Annotated in this window: 23 protein-coding genes; 5 read left to right on the top strand and 18 right to left on the bottom strand. The window is 56.4% G+C overall.

Annotated features, from left to right (window positions below; genetic code table 11):
• Positions 1-41 precede the first annotated feature (41 nt).
• From G6L28_RS12525 to rplU, 12 genes are all read right to left on the bottom strand, one after another.
• Complete coding sequence (locus G6L28_RS12525; RefSeq protein ID WP_174064135.1) at positions 42-1,370, bottom strand: S41 family peptidase; 1,329 nt, start codon at positions 1,368-1,370, stop codon at positions 42-44.
• Positions 1,360-2,769: a murein hydrolase activator EnvC family protein gene (locus G6L28_RS12520; RefSeq protein WP_174064133.1), complete on the bottom strand. Its 1,410-nt coding sequence runs from the start codon at positions 2,767-2,769 to the stop codon at positions 1,360-1,362. The genes G6L28_RS12525 and G6L28_RS12520 overlap by 11 nt, the downstream gene beginning before the upstream one ends.
• 123 nt (positions 2,770-2,892) lie before the next feature.
• Positions 2,893-3,375 (bottom strand): 23S rRNA (pseudouridine(1915)-N(3))-methyltransferase RlmH, encoded by a 483-nt coding sequence (rlmH, locus tag G6L28_RS12515; RefSeq protein WP_174064131.1) that lies wholly within the window; start codon positions 3,373-3,375, stop codon positions 2,893-2,895.
• A gap of 101 nt (positions 3,376-3,476) precedes the next feature.
• A complete protein-coding gene (gene rsfS / locus G6L28_RS12510; protein WP_174064129.1) occupies positions 3,477-3,911 on the bottom strand; it encodes a ribosome silencing factor in 435 nt (144 codons plus the stop codon).
• A 129-nt stretch (positions 3,912-4,040) separates the two neighbouring features.
• On the bottom strand, positions 4,041-4,625 hold the full coding sequence (locus tag G6L28_RS12505) for a nicotinate-nucleotide adenylyltransferase (RefSeq protein WP_174064244.1): 585 nt from the start codon (positions 4,623-4,625) through the stop codon (positions 4,041-4,043).
• A gap of 42 nt (positions 4,626-4,667) precedes the next feature.
• Positions 4,668-5,954 carry a glutamate-5-semialdehyde dehydrogenase gene (locus tag G6L28_RS12500; protein WP_174064128.1) on the bottom strand — a complete coding sequence of 429 codons (1,287 nt, stop codon included), beginning with the start codon at positions 5,952-5,954 and terminating at the stop codon, positions 4,668-4,670.
• Positions 5,947-7,128: a glutamate 5-kinase gene (proB, locus tag G6L28_RS12495; RefSeq protein WP_174064126.1), complete on the bottom strand. Its 1,182-nt coding sequence runs from the start codon at positions 7,126-7,128 to the stop codon at positions 5,947-5,949. Before proB ends, G6L28_RS12500 begins: the two co-directional genes overlap by 8 nt.
• Entirely contained in the window at positions 7,125-8,192 is a 1,068-nt protein-coding gene (obgE, locus tag G6L28_RS12490; RefSeq protein ID WP_174064125.1) for a GTPase ObgE, read from the bottom strand. The genes proB and obgE overlap by 4 nt, the downstream gene beginning before the upstream one ends.
• A 169-nt stretch (positions 8,193-8,361) precedes the next feature.
• Positions 8,362-8,964: a GNAT family N-acetyltransferase gene (locus G6L28_RS12485; RefSeq protein ID WP_174064243.1), complete on the bottom strand. Its 603-nt coding sequence runs from the start codon at positions 8,962-8,964 to the stop codon at positions 8,362-8,364.
• The gene (locus G6L28_RS12480; protein ID WP_174064124.1) at positions 8,961-9,593 is read right to left on the bottom strand and encodes a GNAT family N-acetyltransferase; all 633 of its coding nucleotides are present in this window, start codon (positions 9,591-9,593) and stop codon (positions 8,961-8,963) included. The genes G6L28_RS12485 and G6L28_RS12480 overlap by 4 nt, the downstream gene beginning before the upstream one ends.
• A 130-nt stretch (positions 9,594-9,723) precedes the next feature.
• On the bottom strand, positions 9,724-9,993 hold the full coding sequence (gene rpmA / locus G6L28_RS12475; RefSeq protein ID WP_174064123.1) for a 50S ribosomal protein L27: 270 nt from the start codon (positions 9,991-9,993) through the stop codon (positions 9,724-9,726).
• 40 nt (positions 9,994-10,033) lie between these two features.
• A complete protein-coding gene (gene rplU / locus G6L28_RS12470) occupies positions 10,034-10,348 on the bottom strand; it encodes a 50S ribosomal protein L21 (protein ID WP_174064121.1) in 315 nt (104 codons plus the stop codon).
• A 327-nt stretch (positions 10,349-10,675) separates the two neighbouring features.
• Between rplU and G6L28_RS12465 the strand changes: the two genes are divergently transcribed.
• On the top strand, positions 10,676-11,116 hold the full coding sequence (locus tag G6L28_RS12465) for a metallopeptidase family protein (protein ID WP_174064119.1): 441 nt from the start codon (positions 10,676-10,678) through the stop codon (positions 11,114-11,116).
• A 41-nt stretch (positions 11,117-11,157) separates the two neighbouring features.
• Here the strand turns inward: G6L28_RS12465 and G6L28_RS12460 are convergent, their stop codons facing one another.
• Together G6L28_RS12460 and G6L28_RS12455 are read right to left on the bottom strand one after the other, a co-directional pair.
• Complete coding sequence (locus tag G6L28_RS12460) at positions 11,158-11,364, bottom strand: DUF1737 domain-containing protein (RefSeq protein WP_027673569.1); 207 nt, start codon at positions 11,362-11,364, stop codon at positions 11,158-11,160.
• Positions 11,361-12,272 carry an HpcH/HpaI aldolase/citrate lyase family protein gene (locus G6L28_RS12455; protein WP_174064118.1) on the bottom strand — a complete coding sequence of 304 codons (912 nt, stop codon included), beginning with the start codon at positions 12,270-12,272 and terminating at the stop codon, positions 11,361-11,363. The genes G6L28_RS12460 and G6L28_RS12455 overlap by 4 nt, the downstream gene beginning before the upstream one ends.
• 111 nt (positions 12,273-12,383) lie before the next feature.
• Here G6L28_RS12455 and G6L28_RS12450 point away from each other — a divergent pair, with 111 nt between their 5' ends.
• From G6L28_RS12450 to leuB, 3 genes are all read left to right on the top strand, one after another.
• Entirely contained in the window at positions 12,384-12,620 is a 237-nt protein-coding gene (locus G6L28_RS12450) for a hypothetical protein (RefSeq protein ID WP_174064242.1), read from the top strand.
• A 135-nt stretch (positions 12,621-12,755) separates the two neighbouring features.
• Positions 12,756-13,361, top strand: coding sequence for a 3-isopropylmalate dehydratase small subunit (gene leuD / locus G6L28_RS12445; RefSeq protein ID WP_174064116.1), 606 nt, complete (start codon positions 12,756-12,758; stop codon positions 13,359-13,361).
• 188 nt (positions 13,362-13,549) lie between these two features.
• Positions 13,550-14,656: a 3-isopropylmalate dehydrogenase gene (leuB, locus tag G6L28_RS12440; protein WP_174064114.1), complete on the top strand. Its 1,107-nt coding sequence runs from the start codon at positions 13,550-13,552 to the stop codon at positions 14,654-14,656.
• A 181-nt stretch (positions 14,657-14,837) separates the two neighbouring features.
• Here the strand turns inward: leuB and bfr are convergent, their stop codons facing one another.
• From bfr to phbB, 3 genes are all read right to left on the bottom strand, one after another.
• Complete coding sequence (gene bfr / locus G6L28_RS12435; protein ID WP_174064112.1) at positions 14,838-15,329, bottom strand: bacterioferritin; 492 nt, start codon at positions 15,327-15,329, stop codon at positions 14,838-14,840.
• Positions 15,295-15,606, bottom strand: coding sequence for a (2Fe-2S)-binding protein (locus tag G6L28_RS12430; RefSeq protein WP_174064110.1), 312 nt, complete (start codon positions 15,604-15,606; stop codon positions 15,295-15,297). Before G6L28_RS12430 ends, bfr begins: the two co-directional genes overlap by 35 nt.
• A 261-nt stretch (positions 15,607-15,867) precedes the next feature.
• On the bottom strand, positions 15,868-16,593 hold the full coding sequence (gene phbB / locus G6L28_RS12425; RefSeq protein WP_174064108.1) for an acetoacetyl-CoA reductase: 726 nt from the start codon (positions 16,591-16,593) through the stop codon (positions 15,868-15,870).
• Between the two features lie 384 nt (positions 16,594-16,977).
• Between phbB and phaR the strand changes: the two genes are divergently transcribed.
• Entirely contained in the window at positions 16,978-17,553 is a 576-nt protein-coding gene (gene phaR, locus G6L28_RS12420) for a polyhydroxyalkanoate synthesis repressor PhaR (RefSeq protein WP_174064107.1), read from the top strand.
• On the opposite strand, the gene G6L28_RS12415 is transcribed toward phaR, so the two are convergent.
• Complete coding sequence (locus G6L28_RS12415) at positions 17,554-18,924, bottom strand: MFS transporter (protein WP_174064105.1); 1,371 nt, start codon at positions 18,922-18,924, stop codon at positions 17,554-17,556. It lies immediately after the preceding gene.
• Positions 18,925-18,997: the final 73 nt, after the last annotated feature.

The following is an 18,997-nucleotide window of genomic DNA, read 5'->3' as shown; positions in this document are numbered from 1 at the left end:
CCAGATGAAATAAAGCACCGGCTGACCGGTGCTTTCCATTCTTACTGCTTGTTGACGACTGCCTTTTCAGGATTCGGCGGGAAAGACGCATCGGTTTTGGTACCGTGCAGGAGATCCAGCGCGTAGTTCAGCTGGATATCGTCCTTCGCTTCCGGAGGAACGTAAGCTGCAGAGCCCGAACCTTCTTCCGTCTCGCTCTGGCCCTGAATGTGACCACGAAGGCTGGATTCACCTTCCGAACGGACGCGGCCCTGAAGTTCTTCCGGAAGTGGCTGTTCGACCTTGATATCTGGCGTGATGCCCGTACCCTGGATCGACTTGCCGGATGGCGTGTAATAGAGCGCGGTGGTCAGACGCAGCGCACCGGTCTCACCGAGCGGAATGATCGTCTGGACGGAGCCCTTGCCGAAGGAGCGCGTGCCGACAACGGTAGCACGACGCAAATCCTGCAACGCGCCCGCGACGATTTCAGACGCGGAAGCAGAACCGCCGTTAACGAGCACGATAACCGGCTTGCCATCTGTCAGATCGCCAGCCGTTGCGTTGAAGCGGCGGGTTTCATCCGGGTTACGGCCACGAGTGGAAACGACTTCGCCCCGCTCAAGGAAAGCGTCAGATACGTTGATGGCCTGATCGAGCAAGCCGCCCGGATTGAGGCGAAGGTCGAGGACATAGCCCTTCAGCTTGTCGGCAGGGACATCTTCCTTGATCTTCTTGATCGCCTTTTCGAGATCGTCATATGTCTTTTCGGTAAAGGATATGACGCGCAGATAACCGACGTCACCGCCTTCGACGCGCGACTTTACCGCACGGACAGCGATGATTTCGCGCATGACGCTGATTTCAAGCGGCTTGTCGGCCCCTTCGCGAATGATGGTCAGCTTAATCGGCGTTTTAACTGCGCCGCGCATCTTCTCGACGGCTTCTTCCAGTTTCAGGCCGCGAACCGGCTGGCCATCGATCTCGGAAATGAAGTCGCCTGCCAGAATACCGGCCTTTGCAGCCGGTGTATCGTCCATGGGCGAAATGACTTTCACCAGTTCGTTTTCCATGGTCACTTCGATGCCGAGACCGCCGAATTCGCCCTTGGTTTGAGAGCGCATGTCGTTGGCATCCTGGGCATTCAGGAAGCTGGAATGCGGGTCGAGCGAGCTCAGCATGCCATTGATGGCGTTTTCGACAAGCTTCTTGTCATCCGGCGGCGTCACGTACTGCGCGCGAACACGTTCGAAGACGTCACCAAAAACCGACAGTTCCTTGTAGGTCGAAGGACCGGCGGCCTGCGCCGGGATAACAGCCGAGTAGACAACGCTCATCGCTGTGGCGCCCATGAGTCCGCCGATGAGAAGAAGTGAAGCCTTACGAATCATTGCGCGCCCTTCCGGTATTTTTTGCGGTCCACCACGGTTGGGAATCAACCGGCACTCCGTCTTTTCTAAATTCAATGTAGAGTGTTGGCCTGTCAGTTTCCAGCGCCAAAGCAGCTGCACTCGCCACTCTTTTTGCGCCCATGGAGGCAATGGGTTCTCCCGAGAAAACAAACATACCCTGTCTCGTTCTCACATTGTCCATTCCTGTCAGTACGAGATGATATCCGTCACCCGCATTGAGAATAATCATACGGCCATAACTGCGAAACTCTCCTGCAAAAACGACAAAACCGTCGGCAGGCGCAGTCACCAGCGCTTCTGGTCCGCTTGCAACCACGATACCTCTGGAGGTATGCCCGGTTCCATCGGGATCGCCATAGCGTCGCAGCACTTCTCCAGAGACCGGCATGGCTAATTTGCCCTTCAGACTCGAAAATGGATATGCGGGCGCAATGCGGTTTTTATCGGGCATTCCTGCCTCGGTCTGGGCCTGCAACTTGTCCCTTTCGGCATCGGGAAGACGGGCAATCCGCTCCTCTTCAAGACGTGCTTTTTCCTTGGCGTCACGCACCGAGGAAATCTCGTTTTCAAGCGAGGATACGAGGCCTTCCAAGCTTGTCGCCTGGCTCGCAAGCTCTTCAGATCGCTTGCGTTCTGCCTCCAGCTCCGCCGTCGTCTGATTGCTTTTCTTTTCGTTTTCCGCCCGCAGCAGATCGAGCCGCTTTTCCTCTTCGAGGCTTGCCGTCATCATGCCGGTCAACTGTTCACGCTCACCAGCAATGGCTTGACGCAAATCGGTCAATTCTTTGAGAGCAGCGACCAGCTTGTCCGTCTCGGCACGAATGCCGGGAACGACGGCACCGAGCAGAATGGCGCTTCGCACGGAAGCAAGCGCATCTTCCGGTGATACCAGCAGGGCTGGCGGCGGATTACGGCCCATACGCTGCAAGGCGGCCAACACTTCTGCCAATACGCCCCGTCGTTCGCGCAGCGACGCCTTGACCTCATCATCACGGACGCTGAGCTTGGCAAGACGATCCTCACCGTCACTGATCTTTGCCTCCAGATCCTTGCGGCGCTGGGCAGAAGCGATCAGCTCGTCCTTGATGCGCGCCGTATCCTGACTGAGAGCGGCGACGCTCTCTTCCATCTGGCGTGCCTTGTCCTCAGAAAGACCGATGCTGTCGACGAGCTCCTGCAAATCCTGCCGGTTTTGGTCGCGGCGCTTTTCGAGTTCCTGCAACTCATCGGGTGCCGAAGGCTGTTCCACACCCGCAGAGGCAGGCGGCGGCGCGTCCTCCTGCGCCATGGCCAGTTGGAAGGAGACCGCGCCAAAACACACGACGAGGGCCACGCCCGCAAGGAGCGCATGCCGTAATGTGCCGCACGCTTGTTTCATGAGATGTTCTTCAAACCTGAAAAGATTGGCGACCATACGCTGCTTCGCCGCTTCGCGCCAATAGAGACTCGATGTCGAGCAACACAAGACTGTGTTTGCGACAAAAACGGGGCGGGCGCTCGACTAAACCCGGTGATATGGATGGCCGGAGAGAATGGTCACAGCGCGATATAGCTGCTCGGCGATCAGGATACGCACGAGTTGGTGCGGCCACGTCAGTTTGCCAAGGCAGAGGGTGGCGGTCGCTTTTTCATAAAGCGCGGGATCAAGACCATCCGCGCCGCCGATTGCGATTACCACGTCGCGCTTGCCATTATCCCGCATGTTGCCGAAGAGGTCAGCGAAGGCAGGGCTATCGAGCGCCTTGCCGCGCTCATCGAGAAGAATCAGTGTAGCACCATCTGCCAGATGCTTCTCCAGCATGGCAGCCTCTTCGCGCTTGCGGGTATCGGCGTTGGACGCACGACTTTCCTGTATCTCGATCATCTTGGCGAATTCCAGCCCGATGGCCGGACCGGCCTTTGCAAAACGATCGAGATAGCGAGACGCAAGCTCTTTCTCAGGGCCGGATTTAAGTCGTCCCACCGCAAAAATCGAAATCCGCATTCACAAATCCGCCTGTCCGCAACCTTATCCGGTTGCGCTCATAACAGAGCCGGAGACGGATTCCTATGCGGCCGGATTTTTCACCCGGCCTGAACCCCGCATCAATGCAGCGTTTCTTCCTCAACGTCAGGAGCCCACATCTTTTCGATGTTGTAGAACTCGCGGATTTCTGGACGAAACACGTGGATAATGACATCGCCTGCGTCGATGAGCACCCAGTCTCCAGCCTCAAGGCCTTCAACACGAGGACCGCCGAAACCCTCATCCTTCATATCGGTAATGAGATGTTCGCAGATCGCCGTGACATGCCTGCTCGATCGCCCGGACACGACTACCATGTAGTCTGCCAGCGCCGACTTCCCGGCTATGTTCAAGGAAACGATATCTTCTGCCTTAGAGTCCTCGACACTCGCGAGAACGGTTTCAAGAGCACGGCGGGCGGCATCGACGCCGCTCTCCTGGCCCTTCGGGACAGCGCTGAAAGCTCTTCCCTTGGTGTGTACTGTTGTCAGAGGTTTTCCTTTCCGAAATGACAAAACAGATACTGGGTGTCGATTCGTCAACGACACACAATAAAGGTGGCATCAATGTCTTAAATTTTCAAGATGTGGGCGGATGACTATACGCACCATACAAGGGTTCGTTTCTTGACCGTTCGGCACCAACTACTTGCCACCATTGCGAAGGGCAGTCGAGCTAAGGGTTGAGCGCGGCCCGTGAATGAAGACCCAGGCGGGCGCGTTCTTCTTCCAAAGCACACCGGCGTCGTCCTCATCCACACGGGCATGGCTGAAGGCATGCGCCATGGTGGATGAGAGGTAGGCGAGTGTCGCGCCCGGCCGGTCGATCACCGCGATCGGGAAAGTCTGCGCAATCTCGCGCCACTTCTGCCAGTGGTGGAAGGTTCGCAAATTATCCGCGCCCATAACCCAGATGAAGCGCACATGCGGGTTCAACGCCTTGACCTTTGCCAGTGTATCGGCGGTGTAGCTCATGCCGAGCTTCTGCTCGAAGGCGGTGATCTTGATGCGTGGGTCCGTCACAAAATGTTCGCAGGCCGCAATCCGTTCTGCAAGAGGTGCAAGTTCCGCCTTGCTCTTCAAGGGATTACCCGGCGTGACCATCCACCAGAGCTGATCGAGGCCAAGACGCCGCAGCGCGATCTCCGCTACCAGCGCATGGCCTGCATGCGGCGGGTTGAACGAGCCGCCGAAAAGGCCAACAACCATGCCGCGCTCTGTGTGCGGCATGGTAAGGTAGCGCTGGTCTGGAGCTATTTCAGCGGCCAAATATCAGGTCCGCGTCTGGCCGGTGCCATGCACCCGGTACTTGAAGGATGTCAGCTGCTCGACGCCGACAGGTCCGCGTGCATGCATCTTGCCGGTAGCGATGCCGATTTCTCCACCCATGCCGAACTCGCCGCCATCGGCAAATTGTGTCGAGGCGTTGTGCAGAAGGATGGCGGAATCGATCTCGTTGAAGAAGCGCGCAACGACTTCCGGCTCCTCGGCCACCACCGCTTCGGTGTGGTTTGAGGAGTAGGTGCCGATATGTTCGATTGCGCCGGAGATACCGTCCACGAGGGTGACAGAAATGATCGCGTCGAGGTATTCGGTACGCCAGTCTTCCTCGGTCGCGGCTTTAACGCCTGCGATTGCTCTCTGGACCTGTGCGGAGCCGCGCACTTCGCATCCTGCTTCAAGCAAGGTCTTCACCAGTGGCTCAAGATGCGTTGAGGCCACAGCTGTATCAACCAGCAGCGTTTCGGCAGATCCGCAAATGCCGGTGCGGCGCATCTTGGCGTTCAGCACGATTTTCTTCGCCATCTCCAGATCGGCGGATTTATCGATATAGATGTGGCAGATACCTTCCAGATGCGCGAAAACCGGCACGCGGGCTTCGGACTGCACACGTGCGACGAGGCTCTTGCCGCCACGGGGAACGATCACATCCACCGTCCCGCCAAGGCCGCCGAGCAAGGCACCGACGGCAGCACGGTCTGTCACCGGAACGAGTTGGATCGCATGCTCTGGAAGACCGGCAATCTTCAGACCTTCTAACAAACATGTATGGATAGCGCGCGATGAATATTGCGAATCCGAGCCGCCACGCAAAATGACGGCGTTGCCAGCCTTAAGGCAAAGAGCGCCTGCGTCAGCCGTCACATTCGGGCGGCTTTCATAGATCACGCCAATCACGCCAAGCGGCGTGCGGACGCGTTCGATCTTCAGGCCATTGGGGCGATCCCAGGCGGACATGACTTCGCCGACAGGATCGGCAAGCGCTGCGATGGCGCGAATGCCAGCAGACATAGCAGCAATCCGTGAGGGGTCGAGTTTGAGGCGGTCTATAAAGGAGCCGGTAATCCCTGCCTTTTCCGCAGCGTCGACATCCTTGACGTTTGCCTCCAATATCTTATCGACCGAAGCATCAATAGCGGAAGCCATTGCGAGCAGAGCTCGGTTCTTCTGGTCGGCAGAAGCGATTGACAACGGTCGCGAAGCAGCTTTCGCCTGAGCGCCGATGTCCATCATCAGCGCATCAATATTCTGGCTCTGCTTTACGGCCTGTTCAGGCATCGACTTCGTCCTTCTTCTCATTTTTCACTTTGACGGATGTGCCCGTCATCACCAGGTCGTCGCGATGGATCATCGCGGCACGGCCGACATAGCCAAGGATCGCCTCTATCTCATTGGACTTGTGGCCATTGATCTGGCGCGCCTCGTCGGCATCGTAACCGGCAAGCCCACGCGCAATCTCACGGCCTTCAGAGCCTATGATGGCGACCGCATCGCCACGACCGAAATTGCCCTTCACCAGCCGAACACCGGCTGGCAGCAAGCTCTTGCCCTGATAAAGCGCCTTTTCTGCACCCGCATCCACATGCAGCTCGCCTGCAGGCTGAAGCTGCCCGGCAATCCATGTCTTGCGCGCCGTGACAGGCGTTCCCGAAGGCGCGAACCAAGAGGAACGTGCACCGTTTTCGATGGCCTTCAACGGGTTCAGCGTCTTGCCGGATGCGATGATCATGCCGCAACCCGCAGCCGTAGCAATCTTGCCCGCATCGATCTTGGTGCGCATGCCGCCGCGCGACAGTTCCGATGCCGCCCCGCCCGCCATAGCTTCGATGTCAGGCGTGATTTCGGCAATCGTCTCCAGAAATTTTGCTCCCGGATCGAGATGCGGAGGGGCAGTGTAGAGACCGTCAATATCCGACAGCAGGATCAAGAGATCAGCACCCGTCATCGTCGCGACACGCGCCGCCAGACGATCGTTGTCGCCGTAGCGAATTTCCGTGGTGGCGACAGTATCGTTCTCATTGATGATTGGCGTCGCGCCTATCTTCAGCAATTGGTTGATCGTCGCACGGGCATTGAGGTAGCGGCGGCGTTCTTCCGTGTCCGAAAGCGTCAGTAGGATCTGACCTGCGACAATGTCGTGCTTGGACAGGCTTTCCGACCAGGCGCGCGCAAGCGCAATCTGGCCAACGGCCGCCGCCGCCTGGCTCTCTTCAAGCTTCAAGGCGCCGGAGGGCAGATCGAGGACCGTGCGGCCAAGCGCGATGGCGCCAGAGGAGACGACCTGGACGTCCGCGCCATTCTTCTTCAGTTCTGCAATGTCATCGCAGATGGCATCGAGCCAATCTTTCTTCAGCCCGGTCTTTCGATCAACCAGAAGCGAAGAACCGATCTTGATGACGATGCGATGGTGACTGCCTAGCGGCTTTCGCGCCGATGCGGAGGTTTCGCTCATAGACGGTCATCTCCGTCCTCAAGCTCCTCCTCAACAGGCATGGAACGATCTGGCATGGCTGTATCGCCGCCTCTGCTTGCAGAAACGATGATATCGCGAAGCTCACGAAGCGTCTCAAGCATGCCTATATGCGCTGCCGCAGACAGAAGAAGAGGAGGACGACCGCAGGCTTTTTCCAGCTCCTTGGCCTTCTTCTTCAGCTCCTTCTCATCCAGAACATCGATCTGCGAGAGAGCCACGATTTCCGGCTTGTCCGTCAGCCCACCGCCATAGGCATCAAGCTCTTTCTTGACGGTCTTGTAGGCCTTGCCGACATTTTCTTCCTGTGCCGAGACAAGGTGCAGCAGAACACGGGTGCGCTCGACGTGACCGAGGAAACGGTCGCCGATGCCGACGCCTTCATGTGCGCCTTCGATCAGGCCGGGGATGTCGGCCAGAATGAATTCGCGCCCGTCGATGGTGGCGACACCAAGGTTCGGGTGAAGCGTGGTGAAGGGATAGTTGGCGATCTTCGGGCGCGCGCGCGTTACCGTCGCAAGGAATGTAGACTTTCCTGCATTTGGCAGACCGACGAGGCCGGCATCGGCAATCAGCTTCAGCCGAAGCCAGATCGTTTTTTCTTCTCCTGCCAGGCCGGGGTTGGCGTGCGTAGGAGCCTGGTTCGTCGAGGACTTGAAATAGGCATTGCCGAAGCCGCCATTGCCCCCGGTGGCAATGCGGAAACGCTGGCCTTCCTTGGTCAGGTCGACGATCAGCGTCTCATTGTCTTCTTCGAAAATCTGCGTGCCGACAGGCACCCTCAACACCACATCCGAGCCTTTCGCACCCGTGCGGGTCTTGCCCATGCCGTGCTGGCCGATAGAGGCCTTGAAATGCTGCTGGAAGCGGAAGTCGATCAGCGTGTTGAGGCCGTTGACGACCTCGACCCACACGTCACCGCCGCGTCCACCATCGCCGCCATCCGGGCCACCGAACTCGATGAATTTTTCGCGCCGGAACGATACGGCGCCTGCGCCACCATCGCCGGACTTGATATAGACTTTTGCTTCATCGAGAAATTTCATCGGATTGCCGTTCTGTCAGCTCATTCGCAGTTGTGGCAAAGCCACGTTGCATCAAAAAAGGTTCTGCCGCTTGGAATATAGGCGCTTGTCCCGCACGTCAAAGATTATCATGGGCAAGCGACCTTGCAACAAGACCGGTTCGCGACAAAACCGGTCTTGTTTTCTCTGGTTACGGTCGCGGGATAGCGAAGTCTTCCGCCTTCAGCTCCGTATCGATATGGGCGACCATGCTCGAGCGGGCAACCGCATAGGTCTCACGGCATCCGGTGATGTGGAAGCCAAGCTTCTGCTGAACCCGAAGCGATGCCGGATTGTCCGCAAAGACGCCGGAATGCAGGGTTTCCCCCGGCATACGCCGGAAGAAGCGCTCGACCACCGCCGCGACAGCCTCGGTCATATAGCCCTTGCCCCAGTAGAAGCGGTTCAGCCAGTAACCGAGATGCCATTCGCCATGGCGGCGCTCTACCGAGACGACACCGATCAGGGTGTCATCGCCGGTGGTGATGGCGAAATCCCAATCGGGCAGCGTGCCTGAAGTGCGCAAGATCAGCCATTCCAGCGCATCCTGCCTGTAATAGGGTGCGGGAACGCGTGCCAGCATACGGGTCACCTGGAAATCGCTGAGCGATTCCGCGATGCTGCCCGCATCCGCCAAACGCTGGGGCCGCAGCACCAGACGGCTGGTTTCAATCGTCGGGCAGGGGCCGGGAACCGGGCCGGGGGGTGGGCTGGTTTCGACGCTGCGCGAGCGTATCAACTGCGCCGTACTCATCGCATATCCCCCCAGCTTCTCAATGATACCCATGTCTTGCGATCCAGCCTGTACCATTCGACCGGAACCATGCCGCCAAGCGCCAGCGATCCGACCATGCCGGAACCCTGAAGCTGGAAACCGCACTTTTGTATGACGCGCCGCGAGGCGATGTTGGTGACACGGCATCTGGCATCGATGTGGTCGATCTCGCGGGTGCGGAAGGCCATGTCGATCAGGGCGTGCGCTGCTTCGGTGGTGTACCCCTTGTTCCAATGGGGTTCGCCCAGCCAATAGCCCATTTCGAGCGTCTTTTCGTCCTCCTGCGGCTCCAGTCCGCAGCAACCCATAAACTCGCCATTGTCCATGCGGGTAATCGCATAGACGCACTTGCCGATCTCGCCTGCTTTTGCACGTCGCACGAAATCCGCGGCGTCTTTCGCCGTGTAAGGGTGCGGCATGCGCGACACCATGGTCGCGACATTGGCGTTGTTGGCAAGATGGGCAAGGGCGTCGATGTCTTCGTCGTGGGGTCTGCGCAAAACCAATCTTTGCGACAAAAGGACGGGGCAATCGCTCCTTGACCGTTCAGGTCTTATCCGTTCTTCGGGTGACCGTGATTGGTCAACCCTCAATAATTCAGCTTGCATGGTTCAGTCCTCCATGGAGTTAAAGAAAAAGGGGAGTTGGGTGGTGCCCCAACTCCCCTTTTTTATGACTGAACCTGTTACGTCTCAGCCGGGTCATTGGGACACCGGCTGCATATGACGCTTACCGGCTTTATTCTGCGGCTTCCGCTTTCGGTGCTACGGACACGTATACGCGGCCATTAGCCTTCGTACGGAAATTCACGTTGCCTGCCGTCAGTGCAAAAAGCGTATGGTCTTTGCCCATGCCGACATTGGCGTCGGGATGCCACTGCGTGCCGCGCTGACGAAGAATAATGTTGCCTGGAATGACGGCTTCGCCGCCGAACTTCTTCACGCCAAGGCGCTTGGAGTTGGAATCGCGACCGTTACGCGAAGAACCGCCAGCTTTTTTGTGTGCCATTGGATTGCTCCTTTAAACCTAGTTTCCCGTGTCGCGCCGATTAGGCAGCAACGATGTCCGTGATGCGGACGACAGTGTGATGCTGACGATGGCCGCGCGTACGCTTGGAGTTCTGACGACGACGCTTCTTGAAGGCGATGACCTTCTTGCCGCGATTGTGTTCAACAACTTCAGCCTTGACCGTTGCGCCTGCAACGAAAGGCGCGCCGAACGTTGCGTCAGCGCCAACGCCGATCACGAGAACTTCGGTGAATTCTACAGTTGCGCCTGCGTCTGCTTCCAGCTTTTCGATGGTCAGAACGTCGTTGGCCGCAACGCGGTACTGCTTACCGCCGGTCTTGATGACTGCGAACATTTTTTATCCTTTCATGTTCGTTCCGGCTCTGCCCGCAAATGCGGTCTGGCCGTCTTTTTATCAGTCGGAGTAGCAGAAATTTCTTGAGGTCTATGCCTCTTGAAAACTCTGCCGGTGAACCGCTTTATGAAAAGCGGAGTAAACGGAAGGCGCAATACGCCATCAATTTGGGTGCGGGATACGCGAGGAGAGGTTTTCTGTCAAGCGCAGGAAGGCGGTAAAAGTAACCGTAAAACAAGGAATCGCATTGATTTTCATCGTTGTGGCAAACAGGTCTCGAATTTTTTGTCACAAGGGTTTATATCAGCCCCACAACAAGGAGCAGAAATGGCCCGCATAGACAAGACCGACGATTGGCGGGATCGCCACGCGCCGACAATTTCAGCGTTTGAATCGCTTGCCATCGAGGCATATGGCCACCTGCCGGAAGAATTTCGCGCCCTGACCAAAGACCTTATCATCGAGATCGCAGATTTCCCGACCGATGACGTCTTCGAAGACATGGCGCTGGAAACGCCATTCGACTTGCTGGGCATCTTCGAAGGCCGCGGCATTTCGGAACGTTTCACGATGGAAACCGGCGAGATGGTGAACCGCATCACCCTCTACCGCCGCCCTATCCTGGATTACTGGGCCGAGAACGAAGAGACGCTTGGCGATATCATCACCCATGTCCTCATCCACGAAATCGGTCATCACTTCGGGCTATCGGATGATGATATGGAGCGGATCGAGGAAAGTGCGGACGAGGCTGCGGCAGATCGGTAATCATCCTCGGGTCAGGCCCGAGGATGATTACCGAGCAGATGTTACTGCTCGCCCAACTTCATCTCAGGATCGTATTCCTTACCTTCGACCGTCTTCGTGACCGCCTGGCCGCAGTGCATGATGCCGGCTGCGGCGTTGAAGGCGTAGCTCGGGGAACCTGCGAGTTCCCAGCCCTTGTTCAAGGCTTCGGTAACGCGGTGACAAAACTTGGCGTCGTCGGGGCCGGTAATGAAACGGTAGACTTTCATAATTTCTTTGCCTTTCTCGCGGCGATGATATCGGCCATTGCGACAAGCCGTTCGGCTTGCGCGACATGCAGCCGCTCGATCATCCGCCCATTGGAGTTGATGACGTTCAATCCCACAGATTCCGGTTTTGCGAAAGCTGCGATTGTTTCGCGTGCTTCTGCGAGCGCCACCTCATCCGGCGCAAAGGCGGTATTTGCGGCTTCGATCTGGGCTGGATGGATCAGCATCTTTCCGTCGAAGCCCATATCGCGGCCCTGTTCGCATTCCTCAGCGAAGGCATCCAGATCCCGGAAATCATTCGAAACGCTGTCGATAACGTCGAGGTTATAGGCGCGCGCAGCTAGCACGACCTGCATCAGCCAGGGGACGAGGTAGGTTCGCCCACGTCTTGCGGGAACGCGCGTTTCCTTGCGCAAATCATTGAGGCCGACCACGAAGCCGCCCAGCCGCCCACCTTTTGTATGCGCGGCTTCCGCGATTGCCGCGACATTCAGGATGCCGCGTGGCGTTTCGATCATCGCCCAGATTTTCGTGGTCTCCGGCGCGTCAGCCTCGGCGAGAAGATCGGCGACATCGTGAATGTCCGAAGGCTGTTCCACCTTGGGCAGCAGCACGGCATCCGGTTTGCAGGTAAGCGCCGCTTCAATATCTTTACGACCCGCAGGCGTGGACAGGGGGTTGATGCGGATGATACATTCGCGCTCCGTGACTGGAGTATCTTGAAAGAAGGAGACGAGATTGGCGCGGGCCTCGTCCTTCTTGTCCGGCGCAACCGAATCCTCCAGATCGAAAATAGCGCCGTCACACTCCAGCGAGTGTAGTTTCGCGAGCGCCCGCAGGTTTACTGCCGGTACGGACAAGAGCGAACGGCGCGGGCGTACAGTCTCTTTCAAATAAAATTCGGCCATGCCGCACTTGTGTCAACCTTTTGTGACATTCGCAAGCCGATAGGCGATGTGAAACCTCTTGCAAGCCGCATGAAGAAGGCCCACATTCGTCTGGACAGAAAGGTTTGGAACATGCAGGGCATTCGTACATTCTTCATCGCCGCCTCCAGCATCGCAGTTCTGGCTCTGGCCGCGCTTTTCACCGCATCTCTGACGATTGCATTCGTCGGAACGCTTGCGGTTCTCAGCATCGCCAAGATGTTTTCTGCCCGCCTCAAACCGGCTCCCATCCGCGTAAAGACCGACACGCGTCGCGACCAGAATATGCGCGTGTGGAACGACGGTCGCGGCACGATCATCGATCTTTAAAAATTCGACGCTTTAACGCGATATCATCCGCGGCGTACCGCAATGGCGTGCTTTGCTCTTCAAAAGCGCGCCTTTTTGCATTATTGGCCTGAAAAACAGGGCCAAAAGGCGTTCTACAAAACATCGGAGTGAGAGATGGATAAGTTCACCAAGCTGACGGGTGTCGCCGCCCCCATGCCGGTCGTCAATATCGATACGGACATGATCATTCCCAAGGATTACCTTAAGACGATCAAGCGCACCGGCCTTGGCAAAGGTCTCTTTGCCGAGTCGCGTTACCTTGAAGACGGCTCGCCGAACCCGGATTTCGTGCTGAACAAGCCAGCCTATCAGAACGCTCAGATACTCGTTGCCGGTGACAATTTCGGCTGCGGTTCCTCCCGTGAGCATGCGCCGTGGGCTCTTCTGGATTTCGGTATTCGCTGCGTGATTTCCACCAGCTTTGCGGACATTTTTTACAATAACTGTTTCAAGAACGGCATTCTGCCGATCGTCGTTAGCCCGGAAAATTTGGAAAAGCTGCTGGACGATGCCTCGCGCGGTTCCAACGCAGTCGTGACGGTCGATCTGGAAAATCAGGAAATCAGCGGCCCGGACGGCGGACGGATCAATTTCGAGATCGATGCCTTCAAGCGTCATTGTCTGCTGAACGGCCTCGATGACATCGGGCTTACGCTTGAGCATGCAGGCGCTATCGACAACTTCGAAAAGACCAACGCCTCCGCCCGTCCCTGGGCTTGATATAATTTGAAAACGTGAGAGGTCGGTTTGGTGCGTGACCCGTACCAAATCGGCTTTTGCTTTGCTTGAAATGCACTAGTTCCAGCGTTAAGAAGCCAACATCTCGCAGCGCTATGTTGCGACACACGGATTTTTGACGTGCGCGTCCTGAACGGCTCCAGTCCTTCAGCGCGCCAAGGAGGATTTTCATGACGGTGCGTTCGCTCTTCCTGCTGCCCGGAGATGGCATTGGCCCGGAGGCCATGGCCGAAGTCCGCAAGCTGATCGATTACATGAACAGCGATAAGAACGCAGGCTTTACCGTCGAGGAAGGTCTCGTCGGCGGTTGCGCCTACGATGCGCACGGCGTTGCAATTTCCGATGCGGACATGGAAAAGGCTCTTGCTGCCGATGCCATCCTGTTTGGCGCCGTAGGTGGACCGAAGTGGGATGGCGTTCCTTATGAAGTACGCCCGGAAGCGGGCCTGCTGCGTCTGCGCAAGGATCTGGAACTGTTCGCCAATCTGCGTCCCGCCATCTGCTATCCGGCCCTTGCTTCTGCTTCGTCGCTGAAGCACGAGCTTGTCGAAGGACTTGATATCCTCATCGTTCGCGAGCTGACGGGTGGCGTTTATTTCGGTGAGCCGAAGCAGATCATCGACCTCGGCAACGGCCAGAAGCGCGGCATCGATACACAAATCTATGACACATTTGAGATCGAGCGCATTGCGAGCGTCGCCTTCGAACTTGCCCGCACGCGCGACAACCGCGTCTGCTCCATGGAAAAGCGCAACGTCATGAAATCCGGTGTGCTCTGGAACCAGGTTGTGACCGAAACACAAGCGGCGAAATACAAGGATGTGCAGCTGGAGCATATGCTGGCCGATGCCGGTGGCATGCAACTGGTACGCAAGCCCAAGCGGTTCGACGTTATCGTCACCGATAACTTGTTTGGCGACATGCTGTCCGACGTAGCGGCGATGCTGACCGGCTCACTCGGCATGTTGCCATCCGCGTCTCTCGGCGCACCCGATGCCAAGACCGGCAAGCGCAAGGCAATGTATGAGCCTGTTCATGGCTCCGCACCCGATATCGCAGGCAAGGGGATTGCCAACCCCATCGCGATGATCGCCTCCTTTGCCATGTGCCTGCGCTATTCCTTCAACATGGTCGAAGATGCGACGAAGCTTGAGGCGGCAATCGCTAATGTCCTCGAAAAGGGCATCCGCACTGCCGACATCATGGCGGAAGGCTCGCGTCAGGTCAGCACATCTGAAATGGGTGACGCAGTTCTAGCGGAATTCAAGGCCCTGTAAACAGCCATTATCCGGCCATCGTCAGATGGCTGGCGACGCTCAGGCGCAACTTTCCGAGCTGGCTCTCCCTGTGCGCACGGTGCAGGCGGATACAGCTTTGCCTTTGACGTCAGTCGCTGGGAGAGGTCTTAAACTAAAAAAGGCGGCAATTTGCCGCCTTTTTTAATGATGTCTCAGCCTATCACTCGGATTCGGCAGCGTCTGCGGAATCAGCGTTGAGCTGGCCGTACTTGGCTTCACCGATCTTGTTAAGCAGGTCGAGCTGCGTCTCGAGGAAGTCGATATGGCCTTCCTCATCGATGAGCAGCGTTTCAAACAGCTTCATTGAAACATAATCACCCGCATCATGACAGATATCGCGGGACTTCTTGTAAGCGGTACGAGCGTCGTACTCACCCGCCAGATCCGCTTCCAGCACTTCCTTCACGTTCTGGCCGATGCGCAGAGGTGCGACGGTCTGAAGGTTAGGGTGGCCCTCAAGAAAGATAATGCGGTCGATGATCTTGTCGGCGTGCTGCATTTCCTCGATGGATTCAGCGCGCTCTTTCTTGGCGAGTTTCGTATAGCCCCAGTCGTTCAAAAGCCGGTAATGAAGCCAGTACTGGTTGACCGCACCGAGTTCGAGGAACAATGCCTCGTTAAGCTGCTCGATGACTTTTTTGTCGCCTTTCAATGTCCGCTCTCCTGTTGTCTTCATGCAATTGTCTCAGGCGGGACATAAAATCAAAAACATCGGCCTGCGTCGAGTGGCGACGGGCATGATATTCTTCGGTGGTCTTAATAATCAGGTCAACGACGGTTGGAAAACAGCCACAGCAGCGGCCTCGTTTTTCCATGGCGTGATACACCTTGGCAGGCACGATGAGCTGCCAACAGTCTTCATCGAGAAGCTCATTGATGACATCTTTGATGTCGTTATCAGTGATGTAATTGCAGCTGCAAACGAGCATGGTTCATTGCCTGTATCACGCAACACTTTGTTTTCGTTCTTAAACCAAAATAGGACATTCTTTGTCAAGAAAAACCTCTAATATTGAGCATTCTTATATATTAGACTCGTTCTAAACTAAACGAATTTACTCGTATTTTCATTATGTTAGGAGCTAGGTTGACCATGACAATCAGGATCAAGTTTTTGTGCTCGTGGCAAAACCGCTACACGTCGATCACAAAAAGTTTACGGGAAGAAGACTGGCGACATATCTCGTCGCCTATGCAAAATACTGGCCGCCGTTTGCGGTGAGTGTCGAACCGGTAATGAAGCCGGCATCGTCAGACGCCAGAAACAGCGCGCAACGGGCGATTTCCTGCGGCTCTCCCAAACGGCCAACAGGGATTTGCGGCAGGATGCGTTCGTCGAGAACGCTCTGGGGAATTGCCCGCACCATCTCTGTTCCAATGTAGCCAGGGCAGATGGCGTTGACAGTGATGTTGCGGGAGGCTCCTTCCTGCGCCAGCGCCTTGGTGAAGCCGATATCTCCCGCTTTTGCAGCAGAGTAATTGACTTGTCCCGCCTGTCCTTTCTGGCCGTTTATCGAAGATATGGTAATGATGCGTCCGAAGCCGCGCTCCCGCATGCCGGGCCAAACTGGATGCGTCATGTTGAAGACTCCTGTGAGATTGGTGTCTACCACGTCGCGCCACTGCTGCGGGGTCATCTTGTGGAACATGGCATCACGCGTAATGCCCGCATTGTTCACGAGAATGTCTACAGGGCCGAGCATTTCTTCAATTTCTGCGACACCCGCTACGCAGGCGTCGTAGTCACGGACATCCCATTGCAGCGCCGGTATGCCGGTCTTATCGCGAAACGCCGTCGCGCGGTCCTCCTTGAAAGCATAGTTGACGGCGACCTTATAGCCTGCGGCGTGAAACGCCTTTGCAATTGCTGCGCCAATGCCGCTTGTCCCACCCGTTACCAATGCTACTCGGCTCATCCAACGATCCTCAATGCGATGTTCATTTCGTAACCCGATGCTTTAGCGCATGTCACAACATTGCGTAGCGATTTTGCGGTGACGGGTTGCGAAAACAAGAATTTCAAGATGGCTTTTCGATGATGCGGCTTCATAGGGCGCTTCAACGCACACGTCATGCCTGAGATGTAGTGCGTGCGCTATCGATCTTAGCCGAACCGCACCTTGAGGCTTTTATGCCGAAGGGATGATCTGGTGCCTGATCGTTATAAATGCTGCGCAATAAATTGACTATCGCATTGCACAAAACATTTGTCAGGTCGCTTCATTCGAGCATATTCTCAAAAGTGGGAAGAGCAAAAACTGATAAGAAAAAGAAAATACCATCATCGCGAGGAGGCGAGCATGGCAAAGCATAGCGGCGAGACCATCATCAAGAAATACGCCAACCGGCGGCTCTATAATACTGGAACGAGTACCTATGTGACGCTGGAAGATCTGGCGAAAATGGTCAAACGTGGCGAAGATTTCAAGGTTCAGGATGCCAAGACCTCCGAAGATATCACTCACGCGGTCCTGACGCAGATCATCGTGGAGCAGGAGGCGAAAACCGGCAACACTCTGCTGCCGACCGCGTTTCTGCGACAGCTCATTTCCTATTACGGCGATCAGATGCAGATGGTCGTTCCAACCTTCCTCGAACATTCGATGAAGACGTTTTCCGAACAGCAGGCGCAGATGCAGGAACATATGTCAAAGGCATTCGGTGACGCGTCGCTGGCGAAGAATTTTTCTGCGCCGTTCCAGGTGATGGAGGAGCAGGTAAAGCGGAATACGGAGCTTTTCCGGCAGGCGATGCAGATGTTCACGCCGTTTCCCGTGCCGCAATCGCCCAAGGAGCAGCGCAAGCCCGATGCTTCGGAAATCGATGAGTTGAAAGCGCAGCTACGCACGCTCCAAACCAAACTCGACCAGCTTTAATCACGCCCTCTCGGGAACGCGGATTAGCAAAATGAATCCTGCGCCTAAAAACAGGATCAGCATAGCCATGCCGACATGGGCGGAGCCTGTAGCATATGTTGCCGCCGAAAACGACATCGTGGCCAGAAAGCTCGTGGCGCGGCCGGATAGCGCATAGATGCCGAAGTAACGACCAGCTTCTTCTACGGTGATATTTCGCGCCAGATAGGATCGGGACGAGGCCTGTACTGGACCAAAGGCGAGACCGATCAGAATGCCGTATATGAGATAGGCTTTCTCCGCCCCAGTGGAGAACAGCCCCTCGGTCGTGTCGATCGGCAGCTGGATTAACCCGAAAAGGGTCGAATCCACCTGTGTGGACACGATGCCGAGCGTCGCGACCAGCAATAGCGAAAGGCTGATCAGTACGGTTGTCCGAGATCCCAACCTTTGGTCGACAGCACCGGCCACAAGGCAGCCGCCAATCGCGACGATGTTGAGGATGATGCCGTAAATGCCGATTTCCATCGTGGCCCAACCGAACATACCCGCTGCAAATGCTCCACCAAGAATGAGAACGCCGTTGACGCCGTCCTGATAGAGCATCCGGGCGATGAGAAACCGCGTCAGTACCGGACGGTGCTTTAGTTCTTTCAGCGTCTCCTTCAGTTCCTTTAGACCAGAGGTGACGGCCCTGCGGAGCGGAAGTCCTTTTTCGGCGTCCGGGGTGAAGAAAAACATCGGCAGGATGAAAACGAGATACCATAGGGCTGAGATCGGTCCCGTGATGCGCGCATCCTCGCCGCTTGCTGGATCAAGCCCGAAGAGGGGCTGGATACCGATCAAAGTGACGCCGGTTGTGGGGCTGGCTGCCAGACACAGCACGACAAAGATAAGAACCACAATGCCGCCAAGGTATCCAAGGCCCCAGGCTGTGTTGGAAATCCTTCCTACGTTTTGCGGTGTTGTCAGGCGCGGCATCATGGAATCGTTGAAGACGATGGAAAATTCGGCAGCAATCGATGCCAGGATCATGAAGACTGCGGGCCAGATGACGGGAGAGCCGGGAGCGGCGAACCAGAGCATCGAAAGGCTTGCAATCTTGATCGTGGCGAAGAAGCCTATCCAGGGTTTGCGCGAACCGGACTGATCGGCAATTGAGCCGAGGATCGGTGAGCAAATAGCGATGATCAGGGACGAAACCGTCGCGATGTTGCTCCATGTCGTTTGCGCAGAAATAGGGTCTTCAGTCAGCCGTGCTACGAAGTAGGGGCCGAAAATGAACGTGGTAACGACTGTGAAGAATGGTTGGGCTGCCCAGTCGAACAGCATCCAGCCCCAAATGCCACGCTTGGTCACGACGGCTGTGGTCATCGGGGAGGGGTGATCCATTCGTCAACCTTTTCGGCTGGTCCTAGATGCGGGCTGTCCTCGGTCTCTTGCCGCGAAACCAATCACATCACGA

The sequence above is a fragment of the Agrobacterium larrymoorei genome (genome assembly GCF_013322225.1).
GTDB lineage: Bacteria > Pseudomonadota > Alphaproteobacteria > Rhizobiales > Rhizobiaceae > Agrobacterium > Agrobacterium larrymoorei_A.
Note: the sequence above shows the minus strand (reverse complement) of the source record. Positions and strands in the feature narration are given on the sequence as shown.